General features: G+C 70.3%; 14 protein-coding genes. 4 read left to right on the forward strand and 10 right to left on the reverse strand.

Going from position 1 to position 16,050, the window contains the following annotated elements; all coding sequences use genetic code 11:
• Nucleotides 1–83: 83 nt before the first annotated feature.
• Both ACZ5NH_RS14110 and ACZ5NH_RS14115 read right to left on the reverse strand, forming a co-directional pair.
• The gene (locus ACZ5NH_RS14110; protein ID WP_468775129.1) at nucleotides 84–773 is read right to left on the reverse strand and encodes an ABC transporter ATP-binding protein; all 690 of its coding nucleotides are present in this window, start codon (nucleotides 771–773) and stop codon (nucleotides 84–86) included.
• Nucleotides 770–1,294 carry a PadR family transcriptional regulator gene (locus ACZ5NH_RS14115; protein WP_388620298.1) on the reverse strand — a complete coding sequence of 175 codons (525 nt, stop codon included), beginning with the start codon at nucleotides 1,292–1,294 and terminating at the stop codon, nucleotides 770–772. The genes ACZ5NH_RS14110 and ACZ5NH_RS14115 overlap by 4 nt, the downstream gene beginning before the upstream one ends.
• Before the next feature lie 334 nt (nucleotides 1,295–1,628).
• On the opposite strand from ACZ5NH_RS14115, the gene ACZ5NH_RS14120 reads away from it, so the two are divergent.
• The gene (locus ACZ5NH_RS14120) at nucleotides 1,629–3,968 is read left to right on the forward strand and encodes a transglycosylase domain-containing protein (protein ID WP_468775131.1); all 2,340 of its coding nucleotides are present in this window, start codon (nucleotides 1,629–1,631) and stop codon (nucleotides 3,966–3,968) included.
• A 63-nt stretch (nucleotides 3,969–4,031) separates the two neighbouring features.
• Here ACZ5NH_RS14120 and ACZ5NH_RS14125 read toward each other — a convergent pair whose 3' ends face one another.
• From ACZ5NH_RS14125 to ACZ5NH_RS14140, 4 genes are all read right to left on the reverse strand, one after another.
• Nucleotides 4,032–6,182 (reverse strand): SpoIIE family protein phosphatase, encoded by a 2,151-nt coding sequence (locus tag ACZ5NH_RS14125; protein WP_468775133.1) that lies wholly within the window; start codon nucleotides 6,180–6,182, stop codon nucleotides 4,032–4,034.
• Between the two features lie 318 nt (nucleotides 6,183–6,500).
• Entirely contained in the window at nucleotides 6,501–7,217 is a 717-nt protein-coding gene (gene fomD / locus ACZ5NH_RS14130; RefSeq protein WP_388620306.1) for a cytidylyl-2-hydroxypropylphosphonate hydrolase, read from the reverse strand.
• Nucleotides 7,218–7,301: 84 nt separating this feature from the next.
• Nucleotides 7,302–8,693, reverse strand: coding sequence for a class II fumarate hydratase (locus tag ACZ5NH_RS14135; RefSeq protein ID WP_468775135.1), 1,392 nt, complete (start codon nucleotides 8,691–8,693; stop codon nucleotides 7,302–7,304).
• A 129-nt stretch (nucleotides 8,694–8,822) separates the two neighbouring features.
• The gene (locus ACZ5NH_RS14140) at nucleotides 8,823–10,493 is read right to left on the reverse strand and encodes a fumarate hydratase (RefSeq protein ID WP_388620312.1); all 1,671 of its coding nucleotides are present in this window, start codon (nucleotides 10,491–10,493) and stop codon (nucleotides 8,823–8,825) included.
• Between the two features lie 167 nt (nucleotides 10,494–10,660).
• On the opposite strand from ACZ5NH_RS14140, the gene ACZ5NH_RS14145 reads away from it, so the two are divergent.
• Together ACZ5NH_RS14145 and ACZ5NH_RS14150 are read left to right on the forward strand one after the other, a co-directional pair.
• Nucleotides 10,661–11,380, forward strand: a complete 720-nt coding sequence (locus ACZ5NH_RS14145; RefSeq protein ID WP_468775137.1) for a DUF1707 SHOCT-like domain-containing protein — start codon at nucleotides 10,661–10,663, stop codon at nucleotides 11,378–11,380.
• 174 nt (nucleotides 11,381–11,554) lie between these two features.
• Nucleotides 11,555–11,932 (forward strand): WhiB family transcriptional regulator, encoded by a 378-nt coding sequence (locus ACZ5NH_RS14150; RefSeq protein ID WP_351209091.1) that lies wholly within the window; start codon nucleotides 11,555–11,557, stop codon nucleotides 11,930–11,932.
• A gap of 81 nt (nucleotides 11,933–12,013) precedes the next feature.
• Here the strand turns inward: ACZ5NH_RS14150 and glpX are convergent, their stop codons facing one another.
• The gene (gene glpX / locus ACZ5NH_RS14155; protein WP_388620318.1) at nucleotides 12,014–13,048 is read right to left on the reverse strand and encodes a class II fructose-bisphosphatase; all 1,035 of its coding nucleotides are present in this window, start codon (nucleotides 13,046–13,048) and stop codon (nucleotides 12,014–12,016) included.
• 127 nt (nucleotides 13,049–13,175) lie between these two features.
• Here glpX and ACZ5NH_RS14160 point away from each other — a divergent pair, with 127 nt between their 5' ends.
• A complete protein-coding gene (locus ACZ5NH_RS14160) occupies nucleotides 13,176–13,703 on the forward strand; it encodes a DUF4245 domain-containing protein (RefSeq protein ID WP_388620321.1) in 528 nt (175 codons plus the stop codon).
• Between the two features lie 68 nt (nucleotides 13,704–13,771).
• Here the strand turns inward: ACZ5NH_RS14160 and ACZ5NH_RS14165 are convergent, their stop codons facing one another.
• The 3 genes from ACZ5NH_RS14165 to xseA all read right to left on the reverse strand — a co-directional run bounded on the left by ACZ5NH_RS14165 (nucleotide 13,772) and on the right by xseA (nucleotide 15,945).
• Nucleotides 13,772–14,362 (reverse strand): malonic semialdehyde reductase, encoded by a 591-nt coding sequence (locus ACZ5NH_RS14165; protein ID WP_388620323.1) that lies wholly within the window; start codon nucleotides 14,360–14,362, stop codon nucleotides 13,772–13,774.
• A gap of 147 nt (nucleotides 14,363–14,509) precedes the next feature.
• Nucleotides 14,510–14,740 (reverse strand): exodeoxyribonuclease VII small subunit, encoded by a 231-nt coding sequence (locus ACZ5NH_RS14170; RefSeq protein ID WP_055706901.1) that lies wholly within the window; start codon nucleotides 14,738–14,740, stop codon nucleotides 14,510–14,512.
• Nucleotides 14,737–15,945, reverse strand: a complete 1,209-nt coding sequence (xseA, locus tag ACZ5NH_RS14175) for an exodeoxyribonuclease VII large subunit (RefSeq protein WP_388620326.1) — start codon at nucleotides 15,943–15,945, stop codon at nucleotides 14,737–14,739. Before xseA ends, ACZ5NH_RS14170 begins: the two co-directional genes overlap by 4 nt.
• Between the last annotated feature and the right edge of the window lie 105 nt (nucleotides 15,946–16,050).

A 16,050-nucleotide genomic window follows, 5' to 3' on the forward strand; every position in this document is an offset into this window, starting at 1 on the left:
GCCGAGGTCCCTGGACCACTTGGGCTTGAAAGGGGCGGCGCGAAGCGCCTCCGGCAGGGCGGTGGTGGGCGACGGGCGGGCATTCATATGGCGCGCTCCATGTCGCGGGACTTGCCGTCGCGTACGACGATCTCGCGGTCGGAGTAGGCGGCCACCCGGGGCTCGTGCGTGACCAGCACGACGGCCGCGTTGGTGGTGCGGGCCGCGTCGGTCAGCAACTCCATCACGCGCTCGCCGTTGAGGGAGTCCAGCGCGCCGGTCGGCTCGTCGGCGAACACCACCCGGGGACCGGTGACCAGGGCCCGCGCCACCGCGACGCGCTGCCCCTGGCCGCCGGAGACCTCGCCGGGCCGCTTGGCCTTGAGGTCGTCCACCTCAAGGCGTTCCATCCAGGCGAGCGCGGCCTTCTCGGCCTGCTTGCGGGAGGTGCCGCTCAGCCTCAGCGGCAGCGCCACGTTCTCCACACAGGTCAGCTCGGGCACCAGCTGGCCGAACTGGAAGACGAAGCCGAACTCGGACCGCCGCAGCGCGCTGCGTTCGGCGTCGCTCATGCCGGCCAGTTCGCGGCCGTCGTAGACGATGGAACCGGAGTCGGGCGGCACGATGCCGGCGAGGCAGTGCAGCAGGGTCGACTTGCCGGAGCCGGAGGGGCCCATGACGGCGACGACCTCGCCGGGGTGGATGGAGAACTCGGCGCCGTCGAGCGCGACCGTGGGGCCGTAGGCCTTGCGCAGGTCCTCGGCGGTGAGCAGGGAGCCGGCGGGAGCGGTCACTTGGCCACCTCCGCACGGAGCTTGCCGAGGCGCGCGGCGGTCAGCTCCAGCCAGCGCAGGTCGGCCTCCAGGTGGAACAGCGCGTGGTCGCAGATCAGCTGGTCCGCGAGGTCGCCCTTGCGCTTGCGGTCGGTGAGGATCCGCATGCTGCGCAGGTGCTCGGCGCGCTGGGTGTCGAGGATGACGGCGGCGTCGCGGTGGGTGAGGAGGGCGAGGACGACCTTGGTGTACAGCGTCGACTGCAGATACTCCTCCGGCTTCTCCGGGGTGCCGAGCCAGCGCTCGACGTCTGTGATGCCGGCGTCGGTGATGGCGTACCGCTTGCGCTCGGGGCCGCCGCCGGCCTCGATCCCGTCGACCTCCACGAGGCCGTGTTTCAGCAGCCGGGACATCGTGGAGTAGACCTGGCCGTAGTGCAGCGGCCGGTCGTGACCGAACTTCTCGTCGAAGGTCCGCTTCAGGTCGTAGCCGTGCCGCGGACCGGACTCCAGGAGTCCCAGGAGAGTGTGACCGATGGACATGTCAAGCACTCTACACATGGTGTATACCCCGCATGTATACGCGCAGTGTGGAGATCATGGCGCGCTGTACGGCCACGCAGGTGGGAGCCGATTGTCACGGTTCCGAAACAGCGGGCCTGCGCTGTGGGCCATCGGCCCGGCGCTGATGCCGTGGTCACTTTTGCGTGCGGGAAGCAACCCCATGACCGCCAGATCCGTCGGTTCCCTTGGAGCAGGTGCTGATTGTCACGTCCGTAAAAGAGCGGATCAGACGTCCTTTGTCATATAGACGGGTGTTAGCTTTCGGAGCTGACCCCGAGGTGGAACCCGAGACGGAAGCGGAGCGAAGGAACCCATGGGACGAGCGGAAGAGAGACGAGCGCGACAGCGCGGTGGCCACCGCGCGGCGCCCAGGCGCCGCCGCTCCGGTCCCACGGCGGGTGCACCGGCCGGCGCCAAGCCGCCCAAGGGCCGCATACGCCGGCTCTTCACCTGGAAGAAGATCCTCGGCACGTTCTTCGGGACGTGCCTGCTCGCGATCGCGGCCTTCATCGGGCTGTACATGTACGTCGACATCCCTGTGGGCAACGCCGACGCCCAGCTGCAGAGCAACATCTACAAGTACAGCGACGGCACGATGCTCGCCCGCACCGGCCAGCTCAACCGGGAGAGCGTCGACCTCTCCGAAGTCCCCAAGGACGTCCAGCGCACCTTCGTCGCGGCCGAGAACAAGACCTTCTACCACGACGCCGGCGTCGACGTGCGGGGCACCGCCCGCGGTGTGCTCAACACCCTCATGGGGCGCGGCACCCAGGGCGGTTCCACGATCACCCAGCAGTACGTCAAGAACTACTACCTGGACCAGAACCAGACCGTCTCGCGCAAGCTGAAGGAACTGGTCATCTCCCTGAAGCTGGACCGCCAGAAGTCCAAGGACTACATCCTCGCGGGCTACATCAACACCAGCTACTACGGCCGTGGCGCCTACGGCATCCAGGCCGCGGCACAGGCGTACTACCACAAGGACGCCAAGAACCTCACGGTCCAGGAGGGCGCCTACCTCGCGGCGCTGCTCCAGGCGCCGAACCAGTACGACTGGGCCATCGCGAGCGACACCGGCAAGAGGCTGGCCGTGGCCCGCTGGAACTACGTCCTGGACAACATGGTCAAGCAGCACTGGCTGGACGCGGGCAAGCGCCAGTCCATGCAGTTCCCGAAGCCGAAGGCGCCCAAGGCGGCGCCCGGTATGAAGGGACAGACCGGCTATCTGGTGGACGCGGCCAACGCGGCGCTGGAGAAGCAGCTGGTCGCCCAGGGCAGGGCCAACTCCCTCGGTGACGCCGAGGCGTTGGTGAAGAAGGGCGGCTGGACCATCACGCTCAACATCGACCCGAAGAAACAGCGCGAGCTGGAGCAGTCCGTCAAGGAGCAGCTGACCGGCAAGCTGGATCCGAAGAAGCGCTCCGTCGACGGCAACGTCCAGCCCGGTGCCGTGTCCGTCGACCCGAAGACGGGCAAGGTCCTCGCCATGTACGGCGGTGAGGACTACTTCAAGCACTTCACCAACAACGCGACCCGCCGCGACTACCAGCCCGCCTCCACCTTCAAGCCGGTGATCCTGGCCGCCGCTCTGGCCGAGGGCGCCCAGACGCAGAACGGCCAGCCCATCACGGCGAACACGATCTACGACGGCACCAGCGGCCGCCAGGTCGTGGACCACGGCAGCAAGGTCGGCTTCGGCCCGCCGAACGAGGACCACCACAACTACGGGCCCATCACCGTCCAGACGGCGATGAACCAGTCTGTCAACTCCGTCTTCGCGCAGATGGGCGTCGACGTGGGCATGAAAACGGTGATGGCCACCGCCGCCAAGCTCGGCATGGACACCAAGGGCATGGATCCGGTCCCCGCACAGACGCTGGGCTCCATGGGCGCGAGCCCGCTGGAGATGGCCGGCATCTACGCGACCTTCGACAACCACGGCAAGAAGGTCACCCCGGCGATCATCAAGTCGGCCGACCACAAGGACAACAGCGTCACCCTGCCGGATCCGATCGGCGACCAGGTGATCCCCCGCGAGGCCGCCGACACGGTCACCTCCGTGCTCACCGGCGTGGTCGACGACGGTACGGCCAGTCAGTCGGTGGCGGGCAATTCGGCGCGCAACGGCCAGCAGGTTGCCGGCAAGACGGGTACGTCCGACAACAACAAGTCGGCCTGGTTCACCGGCTACACGCCGGGCCTGGTCACCTCGGTCGGCCTGTTCGGCGAGGACTCCAGGACCCACGCGCAGGTTCCGCTGACGGGCGCGACGGGTCTGCTCGACCCCACCACCGGCCTCCCCGCCCGCATCAACGGCGGCAACTACCCGGCGAAAGTCTGGGCCGCCTACACCTTCGAGGCGATGGGTGATGTCAGCACGTTCGACCTGAACACCACCCAGGGCGCGGCCGTCCAGCCGCCGCAGACGTCCTCCCCGTCGCCGAGCCGGTCGTCCTCTCCGTCGCCGAGCCGGTCGTCCTCTCCGTCGCCGAGTCACTCGGCGTCGTCGTCGTCGCCGCCGCCGAGTCACTCGGCGTCCTCTCCGCCGCCGAGCCAGTCGTCCTCGCCGCCGCCGACCACGTCGTCGCCGCCGCCGTCCGGACCCTCGGACGGCGCCACCCCGCAGAACCCGCTCGACGCCGGCGGACAGTAGGGGCAACCCACGCGAAGGGCGCCCGGCAGCAGCCGGGCGCCCTTCGCACAGGTAGCGGGCCTCTCAGCCCCGGTTCAGCTCGAACCACACCACCTTGCCGGTGCTCAGCCGGGTCGCGCCCCAGCGCCGGGCCAGCTTGTTGACCAGGTACAGGCCGCGCCCGCCCTCGTCCGTGGCCCGGGCCTGCCGCAGCCGCGGCAGCTGCGGCACGTCGTCGCCGACCTCGCAGCGCAGCACGTCCGTGCGCAGCAGCCGCAGCGTCACCGGCCGCGACGCGTACCGTACGGCGTTCGTCACGACCTCGCTGACCAGCAGCTCCACCGAGTCCGTCAGGTCCTCCAGGTCCCAGCGGGCGAGCGCGCGCCGGGCCAGCCGGCGGGCCTGGCCAGGGGCCGTCTCCTCCGGCTCCAGCTTCCAGTACGCCACATCGCTCGGCGCGATCCCGTCGAAGCGGGCCGCGAGCAGCGCGATGTCGTCGTCCCGGTCGCCCGGCCCGAGCATGTCGAGGACCTCGTCGCACAGCGCTTCCAGCGGCGGCGGATGGTCCGGGCCGGTCAACTGGGCGGTCGCGGCGAGCTTTTCCCGCAACTGTTCTATGCCGGTCCACACGTCCCGCAGCCGGGACTCCACCAGCCCGTCGGTGTAGAGGAGCAGCGTGGCCCCGGCGGGCGCGTCCAGCTCCACGGCCTCGAAGTCGACCCCGCCGACGCCGATCGGCGCGCCCGGCGGCACCCGCAGCACCTCGGCCCGGCCGCCCAGGTGCAGCAGCACGGGCGGCGGATGGCCGGCGTTGGCGATGGTGATGCGGTGCGTCACCGGGTCGTAGACGGCGTACAGGCAGGTCGCCATGCGGTCCGTGCCGAGCCGCTGCGCCTGCTCGTCCAGGTGGTGCAGCACCTCCTGCGGCGGCAGATCGAGCCCGGCCAGGGTCTGCGCGGTCGTCCGCAGCTGGCCCATGATCGCCGCCGAGGTCATGGAGTGCCCCATGACGTCACCGACCACGAGCGCGACCCGGCTGCCGGGCAGCGGAATCGCGTCGTACCAGTCGCCGCCCACCCGCGCGGTCTCCGCGGCCGGCAGGTACCGCGACGCCAGCCGCACACCCGTCGGCCGGGGCAGGGTCTCCGGCAGCATGGTGCGCTGCAGCTCGTCGGCGATGTACGCCTCCCGGCCGTACAGCACCGCCTTGTCGATGCCGAGCGCGCTGTGCGTGGCCAGCTGGGCCGCCACCAGCAGATCGTCGCCCTCGAAGGCGAGCCGGTCCGGGCGGCGCAGGAACAGGGCCGCGCCGATCACCCGGCGTCGGCCGCGCAGCGGTGCGAGGATCGCGTGCTGCCCGGACGGTACGACCGTGTCGGCGCACTCGCCGAGCAGCTCGGGCAGCGCGGCCCGGGCGGCGGGGGCGTCGGCGAACACCGGCCGCACCCCCCGCAGCACCTCGTTCAGCGCGCCGCCGGGGTGCACCTCGCACAGCTCGGTGGTGAGCGACGACAGCTCGGCCAGCGCGCTCGGCTCCGGCTCGGGTTCGAAGGCGGGCAGCAGCACACCGTCGGTGTCCCGGTCCTCCGGTATCCGGTCGGTACGGCGCAACCGCAGCACCACCGGGCCGGTGGGCCGCTCGTCGCCGACCGGCAGCGGGTCGCGCAGATAGACCAGGATCGCGTCCGAGAAGGTCGGCACGGTCGCCCGGCACAAGCCCATCACGATCTCGTCCAGGTCCAGTCCGCGGGCGATCCGCCGGGTGGCCGCGCCCACGAACCTCAGCCGGTCGCCGTCGCGCCGCATCGGCATCGGCCGGCCCGGCGGCAGGCCGCGCCCGGTACGGCGCTCCTGACCGCCCGGGGCACGCGCCGCCGTCCGCTCCTGCTCGGCGCCGGGCTGCGGCGGAATGGCCTCCGGCGCGGGGCGCGAAGGGGTGGCCTCCGGCGCGGGGCGCGGGCGGTGTGCACCGGGCTCGGTGGTGGCGGGCTGGGAGTGCTCGGGGCCGTTGACTGGGGGCTCCTTCCCCTTGCCGACCGGGGGCTGAATCCCCTTGCCGTCCTTTCCCTTGCCACAGGGCGTGGCCGTGCCCGGTCCGGAGGACGCTCCCTCGGCCCGGGCCTGTGCCGGTAAGGCGGGGGTCGCGGCGGGCTTCGGGGTACGCAGGAGCGCCCCGCGGCCCTCCGCGGGGTCGGCGCCCTGGGGGCGCTCGAAGGAGGTGGGCTGCTCCGTCACGCGTGTCGCATCCATCCGTACGGCACTGCGCGCCGGGCGCGCAGTTGCTCCCGCAGAAGTCCCGATACCCGCAATACGTGCCCCAGGAACGGAATTCCCGCGTGGTCAGAGGTCGTTCCTGTGCCCTGGTGCCCCTCGCTCACGTGTTGCCGCCCCTCGGTGACGATCGGTCAAGCCCGGCGTGCGCTCCTGAAGTTGCACTTCTGCTCCCACCCGCCACCCGACCACCACCCTCAACGACAGTGCCGTGCACCGACTCTGATTATCTGTTTGCGGAGGACGATCCTACGTTTCCTGCCCGGGGGCGCATCAAGGGTCTCATGAGGACACGTGCGCGGGCGTACGGTCCCAGTCCTCGGGGAGAGAAGGTACCGCCCAGGACGGATCCGGGCGCCAGTGCTGCCAGCCGTCCGAGAACGGCGCCCCCCAGGCCTCGATCACCTCGACCGCGTCCCGCCCGGCCGCCCGGACCGATTCGGCGGTCCGCGCGTCCATCAGCCCGTCCCGCTGGGCCTGCGCGAACTCGTCCTCGTCGCGCCAGTGCCAGCTGCGGTCGGGATGCACGGAGATGTCCAGGAAGTAGTCCTCGGAGTCCACCCCGCCCACCCAACGGGCCAGGGGCTGCTCCAGGTTGACGTACCAGTTCTTGAACCGCCAGCCCGGCTCCCAGAACAGCCACACCGACCAGGGCCGGCCGGGCTGGGCCAGCTTCAGCACACCCGTGCCGAACCAGCGGTCCCGCTGCACCGAGCGCGGTTTGGTGTAGCGGGACTGGAGCGGCTCCAGATGCACGGGCGTGCCGTCGGCGAGGACCGGCTTCACACACTCGGTGCCGGGGGCCATCCACACGGCGAGCAGTTCGGCGTCGTCACGTACGACGGTGACGGGCCGGGCGATGTGGATGTGCGCGCCGGCGTTCTCCCGGTAGCGCCACAGAATCTGGGTGCCCGGGGTCCAGTGCGTCGCGGGTCGTGTGTCCGCCGAGTGCGCCGTGTCCGCCGTGTCCACGTGTGTCGTCGCTCCGTCGTCCGTCATGGACAGATATTAGGTGCCGTGGGCATACGACGCTGCGGTGCACATCACGGTTCCGCGCAGGTGGCCGGAAACGTCCGCCGGTGGTCACGGGTGGGTCATCCGCAGGACGTCCAGTGCCTCGTCGAGTTGTTCCAGGGTCAGGTCGCCGCGCTCGACGTACCCGCTCTCCAGGACGACTTCCCGGATCGTCTTCCGCTCGGCGAGGGACCTCTTGGCGACCTTCGCGGCCTCCTCGTAGCCGATGTACTTGTTCAGCGGGGTGACGACGGACGGAGACGACTCCGCGTACTCCCGGGTCCGCTCCCGGTCGGCGGTGATGCCGTCGATCGTCCGGTCGGCCAGCAGCCGCGAGACGTTGGCGAGCAGCCGGACGGATTCGAGCACGTTCTTGGCGATGACCGGCAGCATGACGTTCAGTTCGAAGTTCCCGGCGGCGCCGGCGGTGGCGATGGTCGCGTCGTTGCCGATGACCTGGGCGGCCACCATGAGGACGGCTTCGGGGATCACGGGGTTGACCTTGCCCGGCATGATGGACGAGCCCGGCTGGAGGTCGGGCAGCCGGATCTCGGCGAGCCCGGTGCGCGGCCCGGACGCCATCCACCGCAGATCGTTGGCGATCTTCGTCAGCCCGACCGCGATGGTCCTGAGCTGCCCGCTGGCCTCCACGATCCCGTCCCGGGCGCCCTGCGCTTCGAAGTGGTCCCGGGCCTCGGTCAGCTGCAGCCCGGTGACCCGGGCGACCTCCTGGATGACGGCGGCGGAGAAGCCGGGCGGGGTGTTGATGCCGGTGCCGACGGCGGTGCCGCCGAGGGGGAGTTCGGCGAGCCGGGGCAGGGAGGCGCGGAGCCGCTCGACGCCGTGGCGAACCTGGGTGGCGTATCCGCCGAACTCCTGACCGAGCGTCACGGGGGTGGCGTCCATGAGGTGGGTGCGCCCGGACTTCACGACGTCGGCGAACTCCTCGGACTTGCGGGTCAGGGAGGCGGCAAGGTGGTCGAGGGCGGGGATCAGGTCGTGCGTGACGGCGGCGGTGGCGGCGATGTGGATGGAGGAGGGGAAGACGTCGTTGGAGGACTGGGAGGCGTTGACGTGGTCGTTCGGGTGCACGTCACGGCCCAGCCGCTCGGTCGCGAGGGTGGCGATGACCTCGTTGGTGTTCATGTTGGACGAGGTGCCGGAACCGGTCTGGAAGACGTCGATGGGGAAGTGCTCGTCCCACTTCCCCTCGGCGACCTCGGCTGCCGCCTCCTGGACCGCCTCGGCGATCTCCTTGTCGAGCACACCGAGCTGCGCGTTCACCTTGGCGGCGGCGCCCTTGATGCGCGCGAGGGCTTCGATGTGCGCCCGTTCGATGCGCTGGCCGGAGATGGGGAAGTTCTCGACGGCGCGTTGTGTCTGGGCCCGCCACTTCGCGGTGGCGGGGACACGGACCTCGCCCATGGAGTCGTGCTCGATGCGGTAGTCGCTGTCGCTCATGGCGGTTACAGCGACCGGGGACGCAGCGTTGTTCCCGGTCGTTACGCTGAGTGAGGCATCGGGTGCGCGCATCGTGGCCCCGAAACGGTAGGGCGGCGGGGGCGGAATCCGTCCCCGCCGCACCCGGCACTACGCCAGCCCCGGACCCCGCACCGGAATCGACGTGAACGTCGGCTGAGGGGCAGGATCGGTGAAGAAGTCGTTGCCCTTGTCGTCCACGACGATGAACGCCGGAAAGTCCTCGACCTCGATCTTCCAGACCGCCTCCATGCCCAGCTCCTCGTACTCCAGGACCTCCACCTTCTTGATGCAGTCCTGGGCGAGACGGGCGGCCGGGCCGCCGATCGAGCCGAGGTAGAAGCCGCCGTGGGCGTTGCACGCGTCGGTGACCTGCTTCGACCGGTTACCCTTCGCCAGCATCACCTTGGAGCCGCCCGCCGCCTGGAACTGCTCCACGTAGGAGTCCATGCGGCCGGCGGTCGTGGGACCGAAGGAACCGGAGGCGTAGCCCTCGGGGGTCTTCGCCGGGCCCGCGTAGTACACCGGGTGGTCCTTCAGGTACTGCGGCATCTCCTCACCCGCGTCCAGCCGCTCCTTGATCTTGGCGTGCGCGATGTCACGGGCGACGACCAGCGGCCCGGTGAGGGACAGTCGGGTCTTGACCGGGTACTTGGTCAGCTCGGCGAGGATCGTGTCCATGGGCTGGTTCAGGTCGATCTCGACCACGTCGGACGACTCTTCCAGGTGCTCGTCCGTCGTCTCCGGCAGGAAGCGCGCCGGGTCGGTCTCCAGCTGCTCCAGGAAGACGCCCTCGGCGGTGATCTTCGCGACGGCCTGGCGGTCGGCCGAGCAGGAGACCGCGATGGCGACCGGGCAGGATGCGCCGTGGCGCGGGAGGCGGACGACGCGGACGTCGTGGCAGAAGTACTTGCCGCCGAACTGCGCGCCGATGCCGATCTTCTGCGTCAGCTCGAAGACCTTCTGCTCGAGGTCCTTGTCGCGGAAGCCGTGGCCGAGCTCCGAGCCCTCCGCCGGGATCTCGTCCAGGTAGTGCGCGGAGGCGTACTTCGCGGTCTTCAGCGCGTACTCGGCGCTGGTGCCGCCGACGACGATCGCCAGGTGGTACGGCGGGCAGGCGGCCGTGCCGAGCGAACGGATCTTCTCCTCCAGGAACTTCATCATGGAGGCCTCGTTCAGGACCGCCTTCGTCTCCTGGTAGAGGAAGGACTTGTTGGCGCTGCCGCCGCCCTTCGCCATGAACAGGAACTTGTAGGCGCCGCCGTCGGTGGCGTACAGCTCGATCTGGGCCGGCAGGTTGGAGCCGGTGTTCTTCTCCTCCCACATGGTGAGCGGAGCCATCTGCGAGTAGCGCAGGTTGAGCTTTGTGTAGGCGTCGTAGATGCCGTGGGAGAGGTGCCTCTCGTCCTCGCCGGCCGTCAGCACGTTCTGCCCGCGCTTGCCCATGACGATCGCCGTGCCGGTGTCCTGGCACATCGGGAGCACGCCGGCCGCCGCGATGTTCGCGTTCTTCAGCAGGTCCAGGGCCACGAACTTGTCGTTGCCGGACGCCTCGGGGTCGTCGATGATCCGGCGCAGCTGGGCGAGGTGGGCGGGGCGGAGGTAGTGCTGGATGTCGTGGATGGCCTCCTCGGCCAGCTTGCGCAGCGCCTCCGGCTCCACCTTGAGGAACGTCCGCCCGTCCGGGCCCTCGACGGTGGAGACGCCCTCGGACGTCACCAGCCGGTACGGGGTGGTGTCCTCTCCCTGGGGGAGCAGATCGGTGTACGCGAACTCAGGCATCTCAGCCCATTCCTCACTCTGACGGACGGCGCCCGCCGACGCTGGCGGGCCTCACCAGCCTAGAACCTGCCGCCGGCACGGAACCTGTGAGGTAAGGCTCAGTCCGGCACGCCGAGGTTTTCCACAGCCCCTAGTCGCGATCTATCGCGTTTCGGTACGCTGTTCCCGTGGACCTTCAGAAGCACACCGAAGCACCTGCCGCCGAGCTGCGCGCCTCGGACGCCGACCGTGATCGCATCGCCGAGATTCTCCGCGAGGCCCTGGCCGAGGGGCGGTTGACCGCCGACGAGCATGCCGAGCGGATCGAGGGCGTCCTCGCCGCCAAGACGGTGGGCGAGCTGGAGGTCTTCATCCGGGACCTGCCCGCAGCCCACCAGCGCCCCGCCACCGGCGCCTACACGCCCGCCCCGTCCCGTCCCTCCCCGGGGGCGATCCCGGCGGAGGCGGACGCGAACGTGGTGGCGGTCTTCAGCAGCGCCGTGCGCCGGGGCCGCTGGCACGCCGGCCGCCGGATCCACGCGTACTCGGTCTTCGGCAGCGTCGAGATCGACCTCAGTGAGGCGATCTTCGAGTACCAGCAGGTCGTGATCAAGGCCGTCTCGGTCTTCGGCGACGTCCAGATCCGCGTCCCGGAGAACGTGTCGCTGCGCGGCACCGGAGGCGGCGTCCTCGGCAACTTCGAGGTGGACACGCTGGACTCGGTCGAGTCCGAGGCGCCGGTCGTCTACGTCGACGGCTGGGCCGTGCTCGGCAATGTCGAGGCGCGCCCCAAGCGCGGCAAGCGCGTGGCGGACATCCTGGACCGGGTGCAGAGCAAGGTCGACCGGAAGCTGGAGCGCGTCCAGGACAAGGTCGACCGGAAGCTGCGCAGACACCTGGGCCGTTGACGGTCGCGAATCCGATGGTGACCGGACGGTACCGCTCCTCCTGAGCAGGGCGCTGGGGGCGCGAACGAGCCGCTCGCGCGCCGACGACTGGGAACGCTGTGCATAGGCGCGCGCACAGCGGGTAGGCCTTGCTGCATCGTCTCTCGCTCGCGAAGCCGTCGTCAGGAGTAGACCGTGCTGCAACCGCCGCATTCGTCCTTGCAGGTAGCTGCCCTTCCGGTCCAGCGGATGCCGGCGCGAGACAGGGACCAAGACGCTCCCTGGCACACCGAGGCAGTGTGCCGGCGCGACGAGGCGGGCCTGTTCTTCGCCCCGTCGAAGGAACCGACCGCCGCCCGGCTGTCCCGCGAGGAGGCGGCCAAGCGCGTCTGCGCCCGCTGCCCGGTGATGGTCGAGTGTCGCGAACACGCCCTCCTCCAGCCCGAGCCGTACGGCGTCTGGGGCGGACTCACGGCGGCGGAGCGCCGTGTGGTCCTGGCGCGAAGGCGCCGCCGGGAGATGGAACTGAAGAAGGCGGCGCGGGCGACGGCGGCCAACCGCATAGCGGGCTGAATGAACGAGCGGCGCCCTCTCCGCACAGAGGGCGCCGTGGTCCTTGCGGGACGCAGGGAACTGCGCCCCTCCGCTCAGGTGCTACTTGGCCCGATCGAAGTCGATCGCGCTGTAGGCCCGCAGCTTGGCGAGCCGGTGCTCGGAGTCGATCCGGCGAACCGTGCCGGACTTCGACCGCATCACGATCGACTCGGTCAGCGCGGTCTCCGACCGGTACCGGACACCCCGCAGCAGTTCACCGTCGGTGATCCCGGTCGCGACGAAGAAGACGTTCTCCCCGGACACCAGGTCGTCGGTCGTCAGGACGCGGTCCAGATCGTGCCCGGCGTCGATGGCCCGCGCCCGCTCCTCGTCGTCCTTGGGCCAGAGCTTGCCCTGGATGGTGCCGCCCAGGCACTTCACGGCGCAGGCCGAGATGATGCCCTCGGGCGTGCCGCCGATGCCGAGCAGCAGGTCGACGCCGGTGCCCTCGCGGAGCGCGTAGATCGAGCCCGCCACATCGCCGTCGGAGATCAGCTTGATGCGGGCGCCGGCCTCCCGGACCTCCCTGATCAGACCCTCGTGCCGCGGCCGGTCGAGGATGACGACCGTGACGTCCTCGGGCGTGGCCTTCTTGGCCTTGGCGATCCGCTTGATGTTCACGGCCACGGGCGCGTCGATGTCGACGAACTCCGCCGCCTCCGGGCCGGTGACCAGCTTGTCCATGTAGAACACGGCGGACGGGTCGAACATGGCGCCCCGCTCGGCCGCGGCGAGGACGGCGATCGCGTTCGGCATGCCCTTGGCCGTCAGCGTGGTGCCGTCGATCGGGTCGACCGCGATGTCGACCTCGGGACCGGTGCCGTCGCCCACGTGCTCCCCGTTGAAGAGCATCGGGGCCTCGTCCTTCTCGCCCTCGCCGATGACGACGACGCCGTTCATCGACACGGTGGAGACGAGGGTCCGCATGGCGCGCACCGCGGCACCGTCGGCGCCGTTCTTGTCACCGCGCCCCACCCAACGGCCCGCTGCCATGGCGGCGGCTTCGGTCACCCGGACGAGTTCCAGGGCGAGGTTGCGATCGGGAGCCTCGGAGGGAACATCGAGCTCGGACGGCAGATGATGATTTTCGGTCATCGGAGCGCACCTTTCTGATACGACGACGGCCGGATGAGGGTGTTGGCCCCGACTCTATCGTTAGGCAGACAAAATGAGCAGAGGACCCCACGGATGAGCGCCGGGGGCACCTGCGACGATAGGGGGCGTGGCAGGTTCGAACGGCAAGCAGAAGACGGCCCGGGACATGATTCTCTCCCTGGCCCTGATCGGCATCGCGGCGTTGGTCGTCTACTTCCTCGGCATCCCGCACGACGATCACTCTCCCGACCTGAAGCGGGTCGATTACCGGGTCGAGCTGCTCACCGCCCGTCGCGCGGCGAGCTACCCGGTGGCCGCGCCCGAGGGCCTGCCCAGTACCTGGAAGGCGACCTCCGTTCGCTTCCAGGGCGAGAACGGCGACCGCTGGCACCTGGGCTTCCAGACCCCGGACAGCCAGTATGTGCAGATCGAGCAGTCCACGCAGAAGCCGGCCGAGTTCATCGACCAGGCCAGCCAGGGCGCGTCGGCGACGAAGCAGACCCAGACGATCGGCGGCCGCACCTGGACCCACTACACCGGCGGCCGCTACGACGCCCTCGTCCTGAACGGCACGCCCGGCTCCACCACGGTGGTGGCCGGCACGGCGTCCTTCGAGGAGCTGACGAAGCTGGCGGCGGCGCTGAAGATGCAGTGAGCCGCGCGTGACGGGTCATGCGAAGAGGCCCCCGGCATGCCGGGGGCCTCTTCGGGTGTCCGTGGGGCTCAGACGGTCGTGACGACGTCCTCGTACGCCAGGCGCGGGGAGCGCGGGAACCAGGCGTCCGGACCCGGCTTGCCGATGTTGACCACCATCAGCGGGGTGTGGTCGTCGTCCAGGAACTCCTTGCGGACGCCCTCGAAGTCGAGGCCGGTCATCGGGCCGGCGGCGAGGCCCGCGGCACGGACGCCGATGATGAAGTAGGCGGCCTGCAGGGCGGCGTTCAGGCCGGCGGCGCCCTCACGGGCCGGACGCTCGCTGAAGAAGACGTCCTTGGCCTGCGGGAAGTGCGGGAAGAGGGTCGGCAGCTCCTCGTGGAACTCGTTGTCCGCGGAGAGGATCGCGACGAGCGGGGCGGTGGCCGTCTTCGGCTGGTTGCCCTCGGCCATGTGCTGCACCAGACGCTCGCGGGCCTCGGCGGAGCGGACCAGGGTGATGCGCAGCGGGCTCTGGTTGAAGGCGGTGGGGCCGTACTTGACCAGGTCGTAGATCGCCTGGACCTGCTCGTCGGTGACCGGCTCGTCGGTGAAGGTGTTCGCGGTGCGGGCCTCGCGGAACAGCAGGTCCTGGGCGGCGGGCTCAAGAACGAGAGACATGCGTGATCTTCCTAGGTGGCGCCTTGATCCGACGTACCGGACCGCGGTCCGGATCGGCTGACGACACTGACCCTACGGCAATGAAGTTCAAGCTTCAACAATGGTCAGGGTGTGGTGACCCGCTTCACAAGCGCAATGGGCCGACGCCTACTCGGCGTCCGCCTCCTCTTCCGCTTCCTCCTCGGCCAGCGCCGCGTCCAGCCTGGCCCGCGCCCCCTCCAGCCAGCGCCGGCACACCTTGGCCAGCTCCTCGCCGCGCTCCCACAGCGCCAGGGACTCCTCCAGAGTCGTACCGCCCGCCTCCAGGCGCCGTACGACCTCGATCAGCTCGTCCCGCGCCTGCTCGTACGAGAGCGCCTCGTCCACCTTGCCGGTCATTCGCCCACCTTCACTGTGAATTCGCCGTCGGCGACGCGGGCCCGGAGCGCCTCGCCTTCCGTCACCTCGTCCGGACCGCGCACCACGTGCCCGTCCGTCTTCTGCAGCACCGCGTAGCCGCGCTTGAGTGTCGCCGCGGGGGAGAGGGCCACCACGCGCGCGTGCGTGTGCGTCAGCTCCGAGTCCGCGCGGTCGAGGAGATGCCCGAGGGTCCGCCGGCTGCGCTCGACGAGAGAGGCCACGTGGTCGGCGCGCTCGTCGAGCATCCGGTGCGGATCCTCCATCGAGGGGCGGGCCAGCGCGTGCGCCAGCCCGCGCTCCTCCCGCTCCAGACAGGCGTTCACGCAGCGCCGGGCCCGGTCCCGCAGCATCCGCACCCGCTCGAACTCCTCGCCCACGTCCGGCACGACCTTCTTGGCCGCGTCGGTGGGGGTGGAGGCGCGCAGGTCGGCGACGTGGTCCAGCAGCGGGTTGTCCGGCTCGTGCCCGATGGCGGAGACGACGGGCGTACGGCACTCGGCCACGGCCCGCACGAGCTGCTCGTCGGAGAAGGGCAGCAGATCCTCGACGCTGCCACCCCCACGGGCGACGATGATGACGTCCACGTCCTCGATCTCGTCCAGCTCCTTCACCGCCTGTACGACCTGCGGGACGGCGTGCACGCCCTGCACCGGGACGTTGCGCACCTCGAAGCGGACAGCGGGCCAGCGGTGGCGGGCGTTCTCCAGCACGTCCCGCTCCGCGGCGGAGGCGCGACCGCAGACGAGGCCTACCAGCTGCGGCAGAAAGGGCAGCGGCTTCTTCCGCTCCGGCGCGAACAGTCCCTCGGCCGCGAGCGCCTTCTTCAGCTGCTCCAGCCGGGCCAGCAGCTCACCGACGCCGACGGGCCTCATCTCGGCGGCGCGCAGGGACAGCTGCCCCCTCGGTGCGTACCACTCCGGCTTCGCCAGTACGACGACCCGGGCGCCCTCCCCGACGACATCGGCGACGGCGTCGAACACCTGCCGGTAGCAGGTCACGCTCACGGAGATGTCGTACGAGGGATCCCGCAGCGTCAGGAACACGACCCCGGCGCCGGGCCGCCGCGACAACTGCGTGATCTGCCCCTCGACCCACACCGCCCCGAGCCGATCGATCCAGCCCCCGATCAGCCGGGAGACCTCACCTACGGGCAGTGGGGCTTCGGGGGTGGTTTTCGCAGCCATGCGGTTGAGGGTAACGGGGAGTACCGACAGTGGAGTCGCAGCCGCCGCACCGCATTCGCGCCGTGGCCGCAGGGAGGGGCGGCACCGGGCACGCGATCCCGGCGC

This window comes from Streptomyces sp. NPDC031426, from assembly GCF_055581585.1.